Here is a 14,927-nt window from a genome sequence, read left to right on the forward strand (position 1 = left end):
ATTGCAGGTCTGGCGTGGGACGATAGCGGCATGAGCGCGATGGCGCGCGACCGGCCCCGGCCGGCGCGCCGCCGCGCGTTCGCGACGCCCCGATCCCCACTCGCGCGTTCCCCGGCCCGCAGTCGCGCGGGCCGCGCGCACCGCCAACGGAAATCATCATGCTCCTGCACCTGTCCACCTGGGCCGAAATCGAGGGCTACCTGAAGCGCCGCCGCATCGTGGTCGTGCCGATCGGCTCGAACGAGCAGCACGGCCCCACCGGCCTGCTCGGCACCGACTGGCTCTGCCCCGAGATCATCGCGCACGAGGCGCAGCAATCGGCCGACATGCTGGTGGCGCCCACCTTCAACATCGGCATGGCGCAACACCACCTCGGCTTTCCCGGCACCATCTCGCTGCGCCCGAGCACCTTCATCGCCGCGATCGGCGACTGGGTCCACTCGCTGGCCGGGCACGGCTTCGAGAAGATCCTGTTCCTGAACGGGCACGGCGGCAACGTCGCCTCGATCGAGGCCGCGTTCTCGGAGATCTACGCGCAGGCCAGCTTCGCGCGGCGCCGCTGCGGCTTCGCGCTGAAGCTGCGCAACTGGTGGGACCTGGACGGCGTGACCGATCTCGCGCAGCGGCAGTTTCCGAGCGGCCATGGCGTCCACGCCACGCCGTCGGAGATCGCGATCACGCAATGGGCGCTGCCGCACGCGATCAAGCAGGCCGACTACGCGCCCGAGATCGCGCCGATGGGGCCGATCCGCGAGGCGCTCGAGTTTCGCGCGCGCTTCCCCGACGGCCGGATGGGTTCGAATCCGAAGCTGGCTTCGCCGGAGAAGGGCGGCGAGCTGGTGCGGCAGGCCGTGAAGGGGCTGGTGGCCGAGGTCGAGGCGTTCGCGGCCGAGGTCGTGCCGGACTGAGCGGCGGCAGGCGGGCCGCTCCGGTTGCTGTCCCGCTGGCTGTCCCGCTGGTTGCCGTGGCTTCTGCCTCGTGATGCTTCAGGCCGCGTCGTGCAGCGCTTCGCGCGTGCAGCCGAGCCGCACGCCGAGCCGCTCCACTTCATGCGCGCGCCGCGGCGCGAATTGCCCGCACTGCTGGCGCACCCAGGCGCGAAACGCACCGACCGACGGCGCGCCGTCGGTACGGCGCACCATCCAGTAGCGCGCGGGCGAGCGCACGGCCACCGGCACGATCGGCACCAGCCGGCCGTCGCACAGCTCGTCGAGCAGCATCGACACGCGGCCGATCGCGACGCCCTGATGATTGAGCGCGGCGTTGAACGCCATGCTGCCGAGGTTGAAGCGCGGCCCGTCGATGCGCGGCAGCCACTCGGGCTTGACCGCTTCCAGCCAGGCCCGCCACTCGGCCGAATCCGACGCGCCGGTCCACGCGGCCGCGTCGTGCAGGAACGCCACCTTGCGGTCGAGCTTGCCCGCCGCCAGCTGCGGATGCCGTTCCAGATAGGCGGGCGTCGCCACCGGCAGCAGCCATTCGTCGAGCAGCGCGTCGGTGTTGTCGACCTCGTCGAGCGCGTCGGCCGAATAGCGGATCGCCACGTCCACGCCGGTGGTGTCGTGATCGGGCAGGCCGAGCGCCGTGAATTCGGCCTTCAGCTGCACCGGGTTGCGCGAATACTGCAGATGGAAATCGGACAGGCGCGGCACCAGCCAGTGCATCGCGAACGACGGGCAGCAGCCGACGCGCACCGGATCGTCGGCGCTCGCGATCCGCGTCAGCGTGGTTTCGATCTCGTCGAAGCCGCGTCGCACGCCTTCGAGCAGCATGGTTCCCTCGCGCGTCAGCGACAGGCGCCGGTGCTCGCGCACGAACAGCGCGTAGCCGAGCCGGTTTTCCAGCTGGCGGATCTGCTGGCTGACGGCGCTCTGCGTGAGGCTCAGCACGTCGGCCGCGCGCGTGAAGCTCAGCAGCTGGCCGGCGCTGGCGAAGCAGCGCAGCGCGCCGAGCAGCGAGGAGTCGAGGATCTTTTGCATCAGTGTGGCTAAGGGTGGGATAAGCCGGCACCGCACTCGGCGGGCACCGCGAACCGACGGAAATACGCGGGAATTGGCGCGATTCTAGCAAACCGGTGCCGAGCTCCGGCTCATTGCGGCGTGCACGGGAATTAGCCTTGCTAAGTCTGCGCGCCCGGCGGGCCACCACGCTCGCGCGCGTTTCGGCCGCCCCCGGCCGGCCGTCGTCCGTCGCGCAATCCATTCACGCTTGCGGCATTGCCGGATTCCACGCCGCATGATTGATCGTTAATCGAATATTCCTCGAATATTTCACGGTATTTAATCGAATCTGGTGAACGTCATGGTCATCGGCTATAGTCGAGCGCGGCGCCGGAACTGAGCCGCGCCGCGCCCGGGGAAAGCGCGCGGCCGGCATGCATGGCCGTGCGCCGCGATCAGCGGGCGTGCCGGTTCGGGCAGGAAAATCGAATGAAAATGGTGCCCCGCGATATCGATCGTCATTGCCGAGACCGCGGTAAAAAACCAAGAGGAACCCCTATGTTGGAACGTCTTCAATTCGGTTGTGCCTGTTGCAGCCCGCATCTGCTGCCGGCCTACCGCCACGATCACCGCCAATGGCAGGCCGCGCTCGAGGGCGCCGCGTCGCGACCGGGTGTGCGGGGGCCGTCGCAGTCCGTGATCTTCCATGGCGGCAACATCCATCCGGACCCCGAGCATCCCGAGCAGTGCGTCGAGGCGCTCGGCATCGCGAACGGCCAGGTGATCGAGAGCGGCGATCTGGCGGACGTGCGCCGTGCGATGGCCGAATACGCGCCGGTCGAGCGACCGCTCGCGGCCGACGAGACGCTGCTGCCGGGCATGATCGATCCGCATGCGCATCTGGTGTCGAGCGCGCTGATGACGACCTGGACCGACCTGTCGCCGTTCGTCGAGCAGAAGCTGAACACGCGGTACGACCGGCAGGTGATCGCGACGCGGCTGCAGGATGCCGTCGCGGAGGCGCGCGCGGCGACGCCGCCGCGCAAGTGGGTGACGGGCTACGGCGTCGATCCGTCGTTGATGACGGTCTGGGAAGACATCGACGCCGGCTTCCTCGACGACGTCAGCACCGAAGTCATGATCTTCCTGCTCAACGCGTCCGGCCACATCAGCTATGCCAACACACCCGCGCTGAAGGCGGCCGGCCTTGACGGCAGCCATCCGGACGGCGTGCTGACCGAGCAGCAGTCGGCGGCGGTGCTGGCCGCCATGCCGCCCGTCACCTCGCAGCAGATCTTCGCGGGCCTCGCGATCGTGTTCCAGCAGGCCAACCAGCGCGGCATCACCACGCTGTTCGACGCGAGCGTCGGGCTGATCGCGGGGCCGGACGAAGTCACCATCATGAAGGGGCTGGCGAAGACGCCGTCGATGACGGTGCGGGTGGGCGGCGCGCTGTACGGCAACGGCAACGACCTGATGACCTGGCTGCGGGGCTACAAGCCCGAGCTGCAGAGCGACGCGAACTCGCTGTTCACGCTGCGCGCGATCAAGCTGATCGCCGACGGCTCGAACCAGGGGCTGACCGGCTTCCAGAGCCGCCCGTACCTGTGCTGCGACGAGCACAAGGTGCCCGGCGTCGGTGCCTATGGCCTGTTCAACTTCGATCCGGTGCGCAAGCTGGCCGACGTGATGGCGATGGTGGCCGATGCCGGCTGGCCGATCCTCACGCATGCCAACGGCGACGAAGGCATCACCAACGTGCTGGCGGCCTACCAGACCGCGCTCAGCACGGTGCCGCCCCCGCCGCCGCCGAAGCAGCCGTACCCGAGCGCGCCGGCCTGGGCCGAGCAGCGGCATCGCATCGAGCATGCCTCGCTGCTGCACGACGACGCGATCGGCCTGATGCGGCGCATGGCGATCTCGCCGAGCTTCCTGATCGGCCACGTCGGCTACTGGGGCGCCGCGTTCAAGAACACGATCCTCGGCGCCGAACGCGCGCAGCTGCTCGACCGCTGCGCCTCGGCGCTGAAGGCGGGCCTGAAGATCAGCCTGCACAGCGACCACTTCGTGACGCCGCTCGGCCAGCTGCGCAGCATGGAGCAGTCGATCGGACGCGTGATGGAAGCGCTCGAGGATGTGCCCGACCTGAGCGAGGCCGACAAGGTGCTCAACCCGCGCGAGCGCCTCGACGTCTACCAGGCGCTGCGCGCCGTGACCATCGACGCGGCCTGGCAGTGCCATCTCGATCACCAGATCGGTTCGCTGCTGCCGGGCAAGCAGGCCGACCTCGTGATCCTGGCGAAGAACCCGCTGCAATGGACGGCGCCGAACGCTGCCGGCATGCGCGACATCGACGTGCTCGAAACCTGGGTGAACGGCAGCAAGGTGTACGCGGCCGGGCAGTAAAAGCGCCCCGCGCCGGCCGGCCGCTACCCGACGGCGCCGGCCGGCGCGCGCCGATGCGGCATACTGGCGGCCGTTTCATGGCAACGACGGATCGACAGCAGGATGACAACCGAACCCAACGCACGCGTGCTGACCGACGGCGACTATCGCGCCGTCTGTCGTGAGCGCACGCAGCATGCCGCGACGGCGCACGGATACGGTGCGGTGTTTCCCGAGGCACGGATGGTGGTCAAGGACGGCTGGGCCACCTTCAGCCGCGACGGCGAGGTGCGGTGGGACTGCAGCGCCCGCTACGCGGCCGCGCACTTCGAGATCGGGCCGGCCGAGCCCGATCCGGCCGACGCGACCTGACGCGTGTGCGGGTGCCGGTTCGACAACGTCGAACCGATCCGCTTTCCCTTCGCTTCCATCGATGCCGGCCGCGCGATTCTGAGCGCGTCGCCGTGCCAATCCGTGCCCGTGCGATTCAGAAGCCGCGCGTATGACTGGCCGCGCGCCATGAAAAAGCGGCGCGTCACACGCTGTCCAAATCGTGGAAACTGAATTCGCCGGCCTTGCGGCGTCGCGTGTTCCGGTATTGACGTAACGAAATCGGCAAGCGGAACGATTCGATGGATTCGCGAAAAAAACGCCCTGGACGTTACGCACTGCGAATGAATCGGATCAACGAAATGAAACGCCGGCCGCTGCCTGCCGGCATCGGTCCCGCCGTGCAGGCGGGGCCGTGACGTCACGCATGCGGCGGCCGGCGTCATCGCATGCGGGCGGTGCATGCTGCTGCCCGCGGCTCGTCTCCCCTCTCAGGAAACCATCATGACATCGACACTGATCAACGGTCTGGTAGCCGGTCTTGCCGGCGTGGCGTTCGCGGCATCGGCCGTGGCCGCGCCGGCAGGACTCGTCTACAGCCCGTACTTCTACTCGGGCGATTTCGGCGGCACGCAGCTCAACACCACCGTGACGGGCAGCTCGAAGACGCTGCTGAGCGTGATGCCGGCCAGGCTGCAGGCGGTGACCTGGGCGTTCGCGACCGGCAACTGCGGCAGCGAGGACTGGAGCGGCGTGTCGGCCGCGTCGTTCGCGAAGGCGAACGTGCAGAGCTTCGTGACCGCGGGCAAGCAGTACATCGTGTCCACCGGCGGCGCGGGCGCGAGCTTCCTCTGCACGTCCGACGCGAATTTCCAGAAGTTCATCCAGACGTACTACAGCGCGAACCTGATCGGCATCGACTTCGACATCGAGAACGGCCAGACGCAAAGCGACATCAACAACCTGGTGGCGCGCGTGGCGAACGCGCAGGCCGCCTATCCGAACCTGCGCTACAGCTTCACGATCGCGACGGAGGGCGGCAACCCGAGCCAGAACCTCGGCGACATCGGCGTGAAGGTGATGACGGCGATCCGGAACTACGGGCTGAAGAACTACACGATCAACCTGATGACGATGGACTTCGCCGATTCGGGCGGCGAGGACGCGTCGCTCTGCACGTTGAACAGCAGCGGCACGTGCGACATGGGCAAGTCGACCATCGCCGCGGCCGAGAGTCTGCACAACTACTGGAAGGTGCCGTATAGCCAGATCGAGGTGACGCCGATGATCGGCGGCAACGACAGCATCGACGAGACGTTCACGCTGGCCGATGCCGTCACGGTGTCGAACTACGCGGTGTCGAAGCAGCTCGGCGGCGTGCATTTCTGGGCGTTCTCGCGCGACCGCGACTGCGCGCCGGCCACCTCCGACAACGACTCGTCCGACACCTGCAACAACTACGGCAAGGCCGGCACGCTCGGCTACACGAATCAGTTCCTCAACTCGCTGGGGTTCTGACGGAACGTGTCGGCTGGCGGGCTGGCCGGCGCGCTCAGGACACGTTCGACAGCACCACGCCGCGGCTCGACAGCAGCATCGCCGAGTCGCGGAACACGTAGAGGTAGAGGTCGTCGTCGAGCGACTCGTTGTCGGGGATCACGATGTCGTAGTCGATCCGCGCGGGCTCGGGCGGGATCGTGTCCTCGAAGCGCACGGAAAACGCGTTGGCGCCCACCGCGAACGTGCCGGACGGGTCCGGCTCGCGCGAACGCAGCACGGTGACGATGTCGGGCGCGCCCGTCGCGGCGTTCATCGGGCGTGCGGGCGCGCCGACCCGCGTGTCGTTGACGTAGTAGGTCGCGGCCGAGGCGCTGATGTTGGCGATATGGAATTTGCCCGTCATTCGATTCCCCGCTTGCCTATGGATGCCATCGCTGTTGCCTGGCCCCGCACCTCGCGACGCGATGGCCGCGGGCGCGTGGCCCGTTGCTGCGCGCCGTCCGGCCCGGCATGCCGGTTCCGGTTCGCACGGGGCCGCCGGCCGCCGTGCCTGTCACGCGTGCTGTTGCGCCGGCCACGATGACCCGCGCGATGGGATGGGGCGGGGGGCCGGCACAAGGCGTGACGCCGCCGCGAGATTCCGGTGGGAACGTCGCGGCACGGCATGGAGGGAAACCCCGGATCGGCCTTGGCGCTTGTCGATTTTCCGTCGTGGAAAATCCGTTTGCCGGGATCATAGGTTAAACGCCTCGCGACGACAATCCCGATTCAGAAAATTTTGCCATCGGGAAATCCGGCGCGAATGGCGCGCCGATTACCGTGGCATGACAGTGGCGTGAAGCGGCGTGCGTGGCGGTGCGCGGCGGGTGCCCGCCGAGGCATGCGGGGCGGGCCGCGAGCGCGGAAATCAATAGGCTCGAATGAATCGCGGTGGATCAATCGCCGGTGTGCCGAGGCGAGTGCGGTCGATCATCGTCCGGTGTCGCGAAGCCGAATGAAATGGCGCCGCGGCGGGTGGTTTTTGTTATGAAAATGTCATCATGCGGCGTTGAATCAAAATGCCGGGCTTCATGAAAGCGCGGTGAAATATGTCGGCGTTCGCTAACCGGAGCGAAGCGCGCCTGAGCACGCTTCGCCGGTGCTGGGATATTGGCTGAATCGCTCCCGCTCAAGCGCGCCACGAAGCCGCGCGCCCGGCGTCCTTGCGGTAGCGTTCGCGCGCCGCGCGCACCACCTCCTCGCCGATTTCGCCTTGCTGCGCCAACGCATGCAGCGCGGCCAACACGATCGAGCCGCGATCGACCTCGAAGAACTCGCGCAGCGCGCGGCGCGTGTCGCTGCGCCCGAAGCCGTCGGTGCCGAGCGTCACGTAGGGCGCCGGCACGTAGCCGCGGATCAGCTCCGGCAGCGCGCGCGCATAATCGGTGGCCGCGATCACGGGCCCGCGCGCGCCGCGCAGCGCGGCGCTGACGGCCGGCTCGCGCGCCTCGCCGCCGAGCCGTGCCGCGCGCTCGGCCTCGATCGCGTCGCGCTGCAGCTCGGTGAAGCTCGTCACGCTCCAGACCTGTGCCTCGATGCCCCAGTCGTCGCGCAGCAGCTCGGCGGCGGCCAGCACCTCGGTCATGATCGCGCCGGCGCCGAGCAGTTGCACGCGCGCCGTGTCGCGGCGGCCCGGATCGAGCGAATAGAGGCCGCGCAGGATGCCCTCGCGCGCGCCCTCGGGCAGCGACGGCTGCGCGTAGTTCTCGTTGGTGACGGTCAGGTAATAGAACACGTCGCGCTGCTGCTCGGCCATCTCGCGCATGCCGTGCTCGACGATCACGGCCGCCTCGCAGGCGAACGCCGGATCCCAGGCGCGGCAGTTCGGGATCATCGCGGCGGCCAGGTGGCTCGTGCCGTCCTGGTGCTGCAGCCCCTCGCCGCCGAGCGTGGTCTTGCCCGAGGTCGCGCCGATCAGGAAGCCGCGCGCGCGCTGGTCGGCGGCGGCCCAGATCAGGTCGCCCACGCGCTGGAAGCCGAACATCGAGTAGTAGATGTAGAACGGCAGCATCGGCAGGTCATGCACGCTGTAGGCGGTGGCCGCGGCGATCCACGACGAGATCGCGCCGGCCTCCGAGATGCCTTCCTCGAGGATCTGCCCGGTGGTGGACTCGCGGTAGTAGAGCATCGAGCCGAGATCCTCGGGCTCGTAGCGCTGGCCGAGCGGCGAGTAGATGCCGACCTGCCGGAACAGGTTCGCCATGCCGAAGGTGCGGGCCTCGTCGGCCACCACCGGCACCACGCGCTCGCCGAAGCCGGGCGCCTTCAGCAGCCCGCCCAGCATGCGCACCAGCGCGGTGGTGGTCGACATGTCCTTGCCGTCGGCCTCCAGCGCGAACTGCCCCCACGCGCTGACGGGCGGCACCGTCAGCGCGCGGCTCGCCTCGCGGCGGCGGCGCGGCAGGTAGCCGCCCAGCGCCTGCCGCCGCGCGTGCAGGTAGCGCATCTCGGGGCTGGCGTCGGCGGGGCGGTAGAACGTCACCTCGGCCACCTCGTCGTCCGAGAGCGGCAGCGCGAAGCGGTCGCGGAACGCCTTCAGGTCGTCGAGGCCGAGCTTCTTCTGCTGGTGCGTGGTCATGCGGCCCTGGCCGATTGCGCCCATGCCGTAGCCCTTCATGGTCTTGGCCAGGATCACGGTGGGCTGGCCGCGATGCGCGAGCGCCTGCGCGTAGGCCGCGTGCAGCTTGCGCGCGTCGTGGCCGCCGCGGCGCAGCCGGTCGATGTCGTCGTTGCTCAGGTGCGCGGCCAGTGCCGCCAGCTGCGGGTTGCGGCTGAAGAAGTGCTCGCGGTTGTAGGCGCCGTCGTTGGCCGAGAAGGTCTGGAACTGGCCGTCCACGGTATCGGCGAACGCGCGCAGCAGCGCGCCGTCGCGATCGCGCGCGAACAGGGCGTCCCAGTCCGAGCCCCACAGCACCTTGATCACGTTCCAGCCGGCGCCGGCGAACAGCGTCTCGAGTTCGTCGATCACGCGGCCGTTGCCGCGCACCGGGCCGTCGAGCCGCTGCAGGTTGCAGTTGATCACGAACACCAGGTTGTCGAGCTGCTCGCGCGCGGCCAGCGAGAGCGCGCCGATCGCCTCGGGTTCGTCCATCTCGCCGTCGCCGAAGAAGCCCCAGACGGTGCGCCCGGCCGTGTCCAGCAGCTGGCGGTGCGCGAGGTAGCGCATGAAGCGCGCCTGGTAGATCGCGTTGATCGGCCCGATCCCCATCGAGCCGGTGGGGAACTGCCAGAAGTCCGGCATCAGCCACGGATGCGGATACGAGCAGAGGCCCGGGCCGTCGATCTCGCGGCGGAAGTGATCGAGCTGCGATTCGTTCAGGAATCCTTCCAGATAGGCGCGCGCGTAGACGCCCGGCGCCGAGTGCGGCTGGAAATAGACGAGATCGGCGTCGTGCCCGGCGCCGGCCGCGCGGAAGAAATGGTTGAAGCCCACCTCGAACAGGTCGGCGGCCGACGCGTAGCTGGCGATGTGGCCGCCCAGCTCGCCGTAGGCGCGGTTGGCGCGCACCACCATCGCCAGCGCGTTCCAGCGCAGCGCCGCGGCGAGCCGCGCCTCGATCTCGAGGTCGCCGGGGTAGGGCGGCTGCGTGTCGAGTGCGATCGTGTTCGCGTAGGGCGTGGCGCGTCCGCGCCGGGCCGCGAGCCCCTGCGTGGCGGCGTGGCTGGCGAGCCGTTCGAGCAGGTAGCGCGCGCGCTCGGGGCCGGCATGCTCGACCACGCCGTCGAGCGCGGCGAGCCATTCGCCGGTTTCCGCGGGATCGTCGTCGATCGGATTGAGGGGCTGGGCAAGTATCGACGGGACGCCGTTCGACAGGTCGGTCATGATCCGGTTCCGGAAAAGGGGGAGCGGGGGCGCCGCGATCGTAGGCGCGGCGGTCCGACAAGCGTACTGGCGCGGTTCCGGAACGTGTGTCTGTTTTGTATTGCGTTGCGACGGCGATTCAGTATAAATATTCCGGTAATCGCGCCATTTCCGGAATTGTTACATTCATGCCCGCCGACCCGACCCGCCTCGACCGCACCGACATCGCGATCCTGAACCAGCTCCAGCAGAACGCGCGCATCACCAATGCCGAACTCGCGCGCGCCGTGAACCTGTCGCCCACGCCGTGCTTCAACCGCGTCAAGGCGCTCGAGAAGCTCGGGCTGATCCGGCGGCAGGTCACGCTGCTCGATCCCGAGCCGCTCGGCCTGAAGATCAACGTGTTCATCCAGGTCAGCCTGGAGAAGCAGCAGGAGGACGCGCTGCGCCGCTTCGAGGCGGCCATCGACAAGCGGCCCGAGGTGATGGAGTGCTACCTGATGTCGGGCGACGCCGACTACCTGCTGCGCGTGCTGGTGCCGAGCATGCACGGGCTGGAACGCTTCATCGTCGATCAGCTGACGACGATCCCGGGCGTGTCGAACATCCGCTCGAGCTTCGCGTTGAAACAGGTGCGCTATCGCACGGCGCTGCCGCTGCCGGCCGGCGGGCTGACGCTGAGCCGCGAGGAAGAGGACGCGCGCGACGGCGAGTGAGCGCGCGCCGGCATGGCCGGCCGACCCGGTTGGGTGTCGCAGTAATTGCGCTAATGCTGCGGGTAGAAATGCTCGTTTGCCGGCGCCGGGCCGCGCGCCCAGAATGTGTCGCCATGACCGGAGCCGGCGCACCGTTCGCGCCGGCGGCACTGAGGAAGGAGAAGCACCGATGTCGACGATGGAACTCCATGGCGTTCGTTTTCCGCGCTTCGCGCTGCTCGACGCGATCCCGCCGATCCAGCGGCTCGCGCGGCTGGAGGCGGCGCTCGGCGAGCGCGCCAACGGCGTGCGGCTGCATGTGAAGCGCGACGATCACTTCGCGCTCGGCGGCGGCGGCAACAAGCTGCGCAAGCTCGAACTGCACCTCGGCCAGGCGCTCGCGGACGGCGCCGACACGGTGATCACGGTGGGCGGCCTGCAATCGAATCACGCGCGGCTCACGGCCGCCGCGGCGGCGCTGGCCGGCCTGCGCTGCGAACTGGTGCTGTCGCGCGCGGTGCCGCGCAGCGACGACGACTACGAACATAACGGCAACCTGCTGCTCGATGCGCTGTTCGGCGCCACGGTGCGGATCGCGCCGGACGGCACGCCGGCGATCGACGCCGCGCAGGCGCGCGCCGACGAGCTGCGCGCGGCCGGCCGCAAGGTGCGAGTGATCCCGACCGGCGGCTCGACGGGGCTCGGCTCGCTCGGCTACGCGGCCTGCGCGGCCGAGATCGTCGAGCAGGAGCGGGCGCTCGGCATCGAGTTCTCCGGCATCGTCTGTCCTAATGGCAGCGGCGGCACCCAGGCCGGACTGGTGGCGGGCCTGCACGCGCTGGGCCGGCGGCCCGAGCGCGTGCTCGCGCACGGCGTGCTGGCGCCGGCGCCGGCCGCGGCGGCGGTCACGGTGGAACTGGTCGAGGCGGCCTGCGCGTTGCTGGAACTGGCGCCGCCGCCCGCCGGCGCGGTTCGCGTGGACGGCGCGCAGCGCGGCGAAGGCTACGGCGTGCCGACCGACGGCATGCTGGCCGCCGTGCGGCTGATGGCGCGCACGCAGGGGCTGCTGCTCGATCCGGTTTATGGCGGCAAGGCGTTCGCGGGGCTGCTGGCCGACGTGGAGGCGGGCAAGTACCGCCCCGGCGACGATGTGCTGTTCCTGATGACGGGCGGCCAGCCGGGGCTTTACGCCTATCGCACGGCGTTCGAGGCCGGGGGCGGCGCGGCCTGAGCCGCGCGTCGGCCGATCCGATCCGGGCCGCTCCCGGCTCGCGTTTCCCGACGCATTCCGCCCGGCACGCGGACCTCGCGCGCCATCGCACGGCCGCGTACCCGCCATGTCCGCGCCGGGCCCCGCGTGAGCGGTGAGCCGCCGCCGGCCCGATCGGCCTGTCCCGAACGCTGCTGTCCGATTCCGTTGGCCCCGTGATTCGCGATCTCCGCCTCACGCGGCCCTTGATCGTTACGGATTCCTCATGATGGATCCGGCCTGCGCGCCGGATCGTCTCGCGCGCCTCGCCGATGTGGCCGCCCGTGCGACGCGCGGACACGGTGCCCTTGCACCGCCGCTTCCCACCCGCATCTGCCTTCGCATTTGCACTCGTTCCGGTTCGTTTCCCGTATGTTCCTGCGCAAGCCCGACTCCTCCCATCTCCCTCCCTCCGACCCCACCGGCCGGCCCGAGCCCTCCGGCGGCAAGCGCCCGCCACGCCGTCGCGGCGTCCGGCGCGTGCTCGGCACGATCGCGATCGGCCTCGTCTGCGCCGGCCTCGTCGCGGGCGGCGCCACGGCGGCCTATATCGCGTTCGTCGTCTACCCGGCGCTGCCGCCCGTGACCGCGCTCGGCGATTACCAGCCGGCCGAACCGCTGCGCATCTACTCGTCGGATGGCCACCAGCTCGCCGAATACGGCATCGAGCGGCGCATCCCGCTCGACGCCGACGCGATCCCCACGCGCATGAAGCAGGCGCTGCTGGCGGCCGAGGACGCCGGCTTCTACCAGCATCGCGGCATCGACGTGGGCGGCCTGCTGCGCGCCGTGCTGGTCGATGCCGTGCGCGGCGGCAAGGCCCAGGGCGGCAGCACCATCACGATGCAGCTCGCGCGCAACTTCTTCCTGTCGCGCCACAAGACCTTCACGCGCAAGCTCGTCGAGGTGCTGCTCGCGATCAAGATCGAACGCAGCTTGCCGAAGGACCGGATCCTGCAGCTCTACATGAACCAGATCTATCTCGGCGAGCGCTCGTATGGCTTCGGCGCGGCGGCGCGCACCTACTACGGCCGCGATCTCGATGCGCTGACGCTCGGCCAGGCCGCGATGCTGGCCGGGCTGCCGAAGGCGCCGTCCGCGTTCAACCCGGTCAGCGATCCGGCGCGCGCGCTGGCGCGCCAGCGCTACGTGCTCGCGCGCATGCGCGAGGTCGGCTTCATCACGCCGGAGCAGTATCGCGCCGCGCTGGACGAGCCAGCCTACGCGCGGCCCGCCGCGCGACGCGACTCGGTACCGGCCGGCTCGGTCAGCGAACTGGTGCGGCAGATGATGGTCGAGCGCTACGGCGAGGCCGCCTACGAGAGCGGCTTCAAGGTCACCACCACGGTGGCGCTCGACGATCAGGCCGCCGCGTTCGAGGCGGTGCGCCACGGCGTGCTGGCCTACCCGCGCCGGCATGCCTACGCGGGACCGGAGGCCACGGTGGCGCTGCCGGTGCCGGCGGCGGGGCGGCTTTCGGACGCCGTGATCGAGGCCATACGGCAGCGGCCCGAGGTGGCGGGGCTGCCGTGCGCGGTGGTGGTGGCGAGCAGTGCCGCGCGCGTGGACGCGCGGCTCGCCGACGGCACGCACGTCGTGCTCGCGGGGCACGGCCTCGACCGGTTGCGCGCCGCGGGCCGTCGCGCGCCGGTGCGGCTGGCGCCGGGCGCGATCGTGCGCGTCACGCGCGCCGATGGCGGCCACTGGGCGCTCGCCGAACTGCCCGCGGTGCAGGCCGCGCTGGTCGCGATCGCGCCCGACGACGGCGCGATCCGCGCGCTGGTGGGCGGCAACGGCATGACGGCGACCCAGCTGAACCGCGTGACGCAGGCGTGGCGCCAGCCCGGTTCGAGCTTCAAGCCGTTCCTCTATTCGGCGGCGCTGGCGCGCGGCTTCGGCCCGACCACCGTGGTCGACGACCTGCCCGTCGAAATTCCCGCCAGCTATCCCGGCGGCCCGGTCTGGCGCCCGCACGAGGACGGCGTGCCGCTCGGCCCGATCACGTTGCGCGAGGGCGTGGCGCGCTCGAAGAACTTCGTCGCGATCCGCACGCTGCGCGCGATCGATCCCGCCTATGCGAAGCGCTTCATCGTCGGCGCGTTCGGCCTGCGCGAGGACCTGATCGTGCCGAACCTGCCGATGGCGCTCGGCGCGGGCGCGGTCACGCCGCTGCAGATGGCGGTGGCCTATGCGGTGTTCGCGAACGGCGGCTTTCGCGTGCAGCCGTACCTGATCGCCCGCATCGAGGACGGCGCGGGCCGCGTGCTGTTCGAGGCCGCGCCGGCCCGCGCGGGCGCCGGCGCGCCGCGCGTGATCGATGCCGCCAACAGCTACCTGATGACGGACATGCTGCGTGCCGCCGCCGCGCACGGCACCGGCGCGGCCACCAACGTGCTGAAGCGGCACGACCTGGCCGGCAAGACGGGCACCACCAACCGCTATCGCGACGGCTGGTTCGCCGGCTATCAGCGCGAGCTGGCCACCGTGGTCTGGATGGGTTTCGATACGCCGGCCTCGATGGGCGCGCGCGAGTATGGTTCGCGCAATGCGCTGCCGGTCTGGATCGAGTTCATGCGGCATGCGCTCGCCAACGTGCCGGAGCAGCCGGACGCGGTGCCCGACGAGATCGCGTTCGTGGGCGGCGAGCCCTACGACCTGCATTTCATGCCCGGCGAGGGCTTCGTGGCGGCGCTCGACGCGCAGGGGCGCATGCCGTCAGTCACGCCGCGCGCGGCGCTGCCCGAAACGGCGCAGCCGGAGATGGGGGCGAGTGGGGCCGCGGCAATGCCGGGCGTGGTGTCGTCCGACGAGAAGGCGCGGATTCTGCGCTATTTCTCGGGGCCGGACGATGCGGATGCCGACGGCATCTGAACGCCGGCTGCCCCGCGGCTGACGAACGGCGAAGGGGGAGAGTCGAAACGATTCGCGCGGCGGCATGGGAAGCGCCGCCGCGCGTGGCGGGATCGTGCCGGCCGGCCTCAGGCGCG

General features: G+C 70.0%; 10 protein-coding genes. 7 read left to right on the top strand and 3 right to left on the bottom strand.

Translation table 11 applies throughout. The annotated features are described in order from the left end of the window. The first annotated feature begins 158 nt into the window (after positions 1–158). The gene (locus BpN12_RS03865) at positions 159–908 is read left to right on the top strand and encodes a creatininase family protein (RefSeq protein ID WP_246793994.1); all 750 of its coding nucleotides are present in this window, start codon (positions 159–161) and stop codon (positions 906–908) included. A gap of 78 nt (positions 909–986) precedes the next feature. Here BpN12_RS03865 and BpN12_RS03870 read toward each other — a convergent pair whose 3' ends face one another. Further along, positions 987–1,979 carry a LysR family transcriptional regulator gene (locus BpN12_RS03870; RefSeq protein ID WP_246793995.1) on the bottom strand — a complete coding sequence of 331 codons (993 nt, stop codon included), beginning with the start codon at positions 1,977–1,979 and terminating at the stop codon, positions 987–989. A gap of 519 nt (positions 1,980–2,498) precedes the next feature. Here BpN12_RS03870 and BpN12_RS03875 point away from each other — a divergent pair. From BpN12_RS03875 to BpN12_RS03885, 3 genes are all read left to right on the top strand, one after another. Continuing rightward, positions 2,499–4,346, top strand: a complete 1,848-nt coding sequence (locus BpN12_RS03875) for an amidohydrolase (protein ID WP_246793996.1) — start codon at positions 2,499–2,501, stop codon at positions 4,344–4,346. A 102-nt stretch (positions 4,347–4,448) separates the two neighbouring features. Then, a complete protein-coding gene (locus BpN12_RS03880; RefSeq protein ID WP_246793997.1) occupies positions 4,449–4,697 on the top strand; it encodes a hypothetical protein in 249 nt (82 codons plus the stop codon). Between the two features lie 462 nt (positions 4,698–5,159). Further along, complete coding sequence (locus BpN12_RS03885; protein ID WP_246793998.1) at positions 5,160–6,173, top strand: glycoside hydrolase family 18 protein; 1,014 nt, start codon at positions 5,160–5,162, stop codon at positions 6,171–6,173. Positions 6,174–6,207: 34 nt separating this feature from the next. On the opposite strand, the gene BpN12_RS03890 is transcribed toward BpN12_RS03885, so the two are convergent. Together BpN12_RS03890 and mdeB are read right to left on the bottom strand one after the other, a co-directional pair. Beyond that, the gene (locus BpN12_RS03890) at positions 6,208–6,558 is read right to left on the bottom strand and encodes a hypothetical protein (RefSeq protein ID WP_246793999.1); all 351 of its coding nucleotides are present in this window, start codon (positions 6,556–6,558) and stop codon (positions 6,208–6,210) included. A gap of 765 nt (positions 6,559–7,323) precedes the next feature. Continuing rightward, positions 7,324–10,017, bottom strand: coding sequence for an alpha-ketoglutarate dehydrogenase (gene mdeB / locus BpN12_RS03895; RefSeq protein ID WP_246794000.1), 2,694 nt, complete (start codon positions 10,015–10,017; stop codon positions 7,324–7,326). Between the two features lie 167 nt (positions 10,018–10,184). On the opposite strand from mdeB, the gene BpN12_RS03900 reads away from it, so the two are divergent. From BpN12_RS03900 to BpN12_RS03910, 3 genes are all read left to right on the top strand, one after another. Further along, positions 10,185–10,712 (top strand): Lrp/AsnC family transcriptional regulator, encoded by a 528-nt coding sequence (locus BpN12_RS03900; protein WP_055140029.1) that lies wholly within the window; start codon positions 10,185–10,187, stop codon positions 10,710–10,712. Positions 10,713–10,881: 169 nt separating this feature from the next. Then, positions 10,882–11,922, top strand: coding sequence for a D-cysteine desulfhydrase family protein (locus BpN12_RS03905; protein ID WP_246794001.1), 1,041 nt, complete (start codon positions 10,882–10,884; stop codon positions 11,920–11,922). Between the two features lie 498 nt (positions 11,923–12,420). Then, the gene (locus tag BpN12_RS03910; protein ID WP_246794002.1) at positions 12,421–14,811 is read left to right on the top strand and encodes a penicillin-binding protein 1A; all 2,391 of its coding nucleotides are present in this window, start codon (positions 12,421–12,423) and stop codon (positions 14,809–14,811) included. Positions 14,812–14,927 lie beyond the last annotated feature (116 nt).

It is taken from the genome of Burkholderia perseverans (assembly GCF_022870505.1).
GTDB classification, from domain to species: Bacteria; Pseudomonadota; Gammaproteobacteria; order Burkholderiales; family Burkholderiaceae; genus Burkholderia; species Burkholderia plantarii.

Bases quoted from the DNA above. Each gene is read 5' to 3' on its own strand.
- BpN12_RS03865 (WP_246793994.1), top strand. From the start codon at position 159: ATGCTCCTGCACCTGTCCACCTGGGCCGAAATCGAGGGCTACCTGAAG.
- BpN12_RS03870 (WP_246793995.1), bottom strand. From the start codon at position 1,979: ATGCAAAAGATCCTCGACTCCTCGCTGCTCGGCGCGCTGCGCTGCTTC.
- BpN12_RS03875 (WP_246793996.1), top strand. From the start codon at position 2,499: ATGTTGGAACGTCTTCAATTCGGTTGTGCCTGTTGCAGCCCGCATCTG.
- BpN12_RS03880 (WP_246793997.1), top strand. From the start codon at position 4,449: ATGACAACCGAACCCAACGCACGCGTGCTGACCGACGGCGACTATCGC.
- BpN12_RS03885 (WP_246793998.1), top strand. From the start codon at position 5,160: ATGACATCGACACTGATCAACGGTCTGGTAGCCGGTCTTGCCGGCGTG.
- BpN12_RS03890 (WP_246793999.1), bottom strand. From the start codon at position 6,558: ATGACGGGCAAATTCCATATCGCCAACATCAGCGCCTCGGCCGCGACC.
- mdeB (WP_246794000.1), bottom strand. From the start codon at position 10,017: ATGACCGACCTGTCGAACGGCGTCCCGTCGATACTTGCCCAGCCCCTC.
- BpN12_RS03900 (WP_055140029.1), top strand. From the start codon at position 10,185: ATGCCCGCCGACCCGACCCGCCTCGACCGCACCGACATCGCGATCCTG.
- BpN12_RS03905 (WP_246794001.1), top strand. From the start codon at position 10,882: ATGTCGACGATGGAACTCCATGGCGTTCGTTTTCCGCGCTTCGCGCTG.